The organism is Occallatibacter sp., from assembly GCF_049802275.1.
GTDB lineage: Bacteria > Acidobacteriota > Terriglobia > Terriglobales > Acidobacteriaceae > Telmatobacter.
Genome location: NZ_JBARMD010000672.1, coordinates 1 through 3,670, shown reverse-complemented (window position 1 = coordinate 3,670; position 3,670 = coordinate 1). Strand labels below are relative to the sequence as shown.

Here is a 3,670-nt window from a genome sequence, read left to right as displayed (position 1 = left end):
AGGGTGGAACTCGGTTCCAGCACAGTCCGCCGGCGCAGCACCGAACTCGGGACAGAACTGGAGTCCCCCACCACCGGATGCGGCGCCTGTGCCGGCCATGTCCGCCGCGGCTGGCACTGGACTGACGCGGAACATCGCCGGGGCGTTGGCCTATTCGCTGGGCATCATCACCGGCATCCTGTTCATGGTGCTTGAGCCGTACCGGCGTGACCGCTTCGTGCGTTTCCACGCGATGCAGTCGATTTTGTACTTCGTGTTTGCGGTTGCATTCAGCATTGGGTGGAGCATCGTGGTGGGAATCCTGATGAACATCAGCGGCTGGGTATTCGTGGTGGCGTTCCCGATCCGATTGATCATTTCGCTGGCGATGTTCGGACTCTGGCTCTACCTTATGTACCAGGCATACAACGACCGCGAATTCCGCATACCGATCCTCGGCGCGATCGCAAGCAAGCAGGCGGGCTGATTTCCGCGCCGGATCGTAGGATTGCTCGCCCCGCCAAACGAAAACGGGAGAAAGGATTTCGAAGATGAATTCGACGAACCATGTTTCCTGGCTGCGATGCCTGGTAGCTGTTTCATCCCTCGCGGTACCGGCAGTGGCCGGGTGCAGGTCGCATGCGTCATTGAAAGCTGAATCGGAGAAGCGCGATTCCTCGAATACGCCTGCGCAACCCGCGTATCCGATTGGTGGCACATATTGCCTCGAGACCTTCGCACTTGGACCGGCTCTCGCCAAGACAGTTCACTTCTCTTACAAAAAGAACCAGAGCGATGGATCCTTCAAAGATTATGAGGGAGATCTCGCGGGCGACACTCTCGAATCCAGCGTCCACGAAAAGCGGGTGGCGGGAGACATGGATCGGGAAATGGCAAAAGACCCAAAATTAGGCGCGCCGCCAGTTGTCGACGGTTTCGTAGATAGCACGCGATCGCTACACTCCACCCGCAGCGACGGTTCGGGCTGGTCCATGGGATCGAGCGGTCAGGTACAGGCCTTCACACCGTGGGGACTCTTCATCGCCAAACCCAATGTGAAGCAAGTTGGAACGGAAAACGTGGCGGGGTTCGACGCGGTGAAGTACGCAGTGGACACCGACGGCCAGGGACAACTCGAAAAAATGCCGCTGACCCTTTCCGGCGGACTGAAGGACTACACGATCAAGGGAAATGCGTGGGTGGACGCCAAACAGGAATGCATCCTGCAGTACAGCATCGACTACGACGAAGTTCTGAAGGATGGAACTCAAAAGAAGACCCACTACGAAGGCAGCACGACGAGGCAGTAATGCAGACGTGTCTTATACCATTCGCAATGCGGTCTGTTGGAGGGAGAGGCCATGTTTCACAGTCCGAGAGCGCCCCGATGCTCCAGGGATCAACTACGAACCGATCAAAGGCGCTAAGGGAAAAGACTTCTATTCGGTCCCCATTAGCCAAGCCTATCGGGCTGTTGTTTTCCACCCCTCAAACTCGCAGGTTTACGTTATGTTCTGGGTCGATCATCATGACGAAGCATACCGGTAGGCAGAGAGAAAGCAACTTGTCGCGCATCCGGCTACTGGGGCATTGCAGATGCTCAGTACAGAATCACCCGAGGCAGTTCCGTCGCTTTCGTGTGCCAGATGTGTGCTTCTTTCGAACCTTCGTTGAGAGTTCTGCCGGGTGATGGCAGAACGGGTACGGCGAGATTCACGACCGCTTTTGGTCTGAAGCTCTAGTGCGCTTCGCTTTGATGATTGCCGTCCGCGCCTTTTCTTACTCGTGCTCTAGCATTCGTTTGATTTGGTCTTCCGAAAAACGAAGCCATCGCCCCTTTTGGTTCCGCTGGGCTGATTAGGAGCGGACGACACGACGGTCAACCGGGGCCTGATCATTGAATTGAACGCTGGCCGGACTCTTTTTGGGGGGAGCCCCTCGAACCTGTGAATGGGATCCTTCAGCCGCTTCAGCGAGCTCGAGTTGTGTCGGGCATGCAAGCGGGACCTCAGGTGAAACTCGCGACGCGAAGAGTACCTGGGCAGCCAAATTAGCACGGCGAGCTTTTTCCTTAACCTCGCGTTGCTTGGTCAGATCGCAGATTCTAAGACGATCCGGGTGTGATTGCGCGACGATGCCTCTTCGCGCGGTCTCGACAGATTCCCAGCTCGCTCCGTGGTTCACGCACAAAACTCCGTACGCTTCCTTTAAGGTCATCGGCAATGCACGAACCACGTTTCCCGAAGTTGAAAGAGGAGCTGGCACTGGAATGCCTGCATCAGGGAACGGGAGCATCGGGTCGGATCTCTTCTTAGGTGCCGGCTTCTGGCTGGCTTTATGAATCGGCGACAACACAAGATCACTTCCAGAATTATCGAAAGATAGAAATCGCTTACTTTCGATCGCAGGTTCCGGAATATTCTCAAACAGCGTCGTTCCCGCTCGGGATTTGAGTGGCAGGATCCGAAAGAGCTTCCCTGACCCTTCTGAGCAACCTAGCCGATCGAGCCCTGCTCCTGTGGACGAGCTCGCCTTCAATGGCCTTCAATATGCGAAGGTCGGACGGAGATGTCTTGAACATGCTTTCAAGCTCATTCACGGCCTTCCCGATGAGAGGACGCTCACTCATAAACTTCGGCTTCGTGTCATCGAATGCCCACCCTGCCCCCGTCACCTGAATTGTCCGGCTCACACTGACGGCTCCTCGCTGCCAGTCGATATCGGACCACTTAAGAGCCAGATACTCGCTGGACCGCATCCCAGTCGTGAGTGCGAGCGCAAACAGCGCATACCATTCCGATTTTTCTGCAACCGAGAGAAAGCGGCGACACTCCTCTACGCTGAGCGCCTCCATTTCTTTGCGTTTCACTCGCGGCGGGTCGACGTCGGCGCAGGGATCCTCGCCGAGCATTCTCCAGCGGACTGCCTGACGGAAGGCCGATTTAAGCACCCATTCGTGTACTCGATCGTCCTCGCCGACAATCCACGCGCGAACATCTGTGCATAGAGCCCCTGCATGTCCATCTGCCCAATCGTGCCGATGAAGTGCGTGCCGAGAGCCGGCCGGATATAGAGCCGGAGAAGTGACTCGTAGTCATGGAAGGTTTTCGCTCGCAGCCGCGGCTTGGCCGACGTCGCGAGCCACTGGTCGAGGAATTGGTTGAGAGTAATGGGCGCCGCGCGCGGCGTTCGATTTAGATCCGCTGCTGGAGTTTCAGATTCAGGAATCGCTGCGCCTCGCGAAACGGGCCGTGGATAGTCTGGTTCAAGTATTTGCGCGTCCCGGTTTCGGGGTCGCGCCCTTGATAGATGCGGACGAGCCACGTGTTCTGTTCGCGCGCAATAATCTGCCCGAGTTTGCTTCCATGGTTCACTCCGTCCCGCAAATGGGGCACACAACCGGCACACCGGGTGCCGGGGAGATCAGGTTTTATCGGGGTTTGCGAGGGGTGTTATTGATGGGGCGTGTCAGTGGCCGCACAAAGTCAGACCGGGACTGATCAGCGGCTCGAAGCCGTCGTCCTGAGAGCGTTATTCCCGGTCGATGAGTGAGTTGGCGATTTGGCGTAAAACGGACTCTCCCGGCGACGTGCGCATTTAGCAGGAAATGTCGTGACTCCCCGGACATGTCTCCAACGACTCCTAAGTAGACAGAAGCTGCTAGTGTTTTGAGGCAGTGGATCGGCCGGAT

The 3,670-nt window shown here is 56.9% G+C and carries 5 protein-coding genes; 2 read left to right on the top strand and 3 right to left on the bottom strand.

Annotation, left to right across the window (positions count from 1 at the left end; all coding sequences use genetic code 11):
- Together WA354_RS22695 and WA354_RS22690 are read left to right on the top strand one after the other, a co-directional pair.
- The coding region (locus WA354_RS22695) for a DUF4870 domain-containing protein (RefSeq protein ID WP_472815301.1) at positions 1-466 on the top strand (466 nt) is incomplete at its 5' end.
- Between the two features lie 160 nt (positions 467-626).
- Positions 627-1,289, top strand: a complete 663-nt coding sequence (locus WA354_RS22690) for a hypothetical protein (RefSeq protein WP_472815300.1) — start codon at positions 627-629, stop codon at positions 1,287-1,289.
- A 1,112-nt stretch (positions 1,290-2,401) separates the two neighbouring features.
- On the opposite strand, the gene WA354_RS22685 is transcribed toward WA354_RS22690, so the two are convergent.
- Genes WA354_RS22685 through WA354_RS22675 form a run of 3 tightly spaced genes read right to left on the bottom strand, consistent with a single transcriptional unit; the run spans position 2,402 to position 3,353 of the window.
- The gene (locus WA354_RS22685) at positions 2,402-2,890 is read right to left on the bottom strand and encodes a tyrosine-type recombinase/integrase (RefSeq protein ID WP_472815299.1); all 489 of its coding nucleotides are present in this window, start codon (positions 2,888-2,890) and stop codon (positions 2,402-2,404) included.
- Positions 2,845-3,150 carry a tyrosine-type recombinase/integrase gene (locus WA354_RS22680; protein ID WP_472815302.1) on the bottom strand — a complete coding sequence of 102 codons (306 nt, stop codon included), beginning with the start codon at positions 3,148-3,150 and terminating at the stop codon, positions 2,845-2,847. The genes WA354_RS22685 and WA354_RS22680 overlap by 46 nt, the downstream gene beginning before the upstream one ends.
- Positions 3,151-3,173: 23 nt before the next feature.
- Entirely contained in the window at positions 3,174-3,353 is a 180-nt protein-coding gene (locus WA354_RS22675; RefSeq protein WP_472815303.1) for a hypothetical protein, read from the bottom strand.
- Positions 3,354-3,670 lie beyond the last annotated feature (317 nt).

Coding starts and splice junctions, on each gene's coding strand:
- WA354_RS22685 (WP_472815299.1), bottom strand. CDS start 2,890: ATGCTCGGCGAGGATCCCTGCGCCGACGTCGACCCGCCGCGAGTGAAA.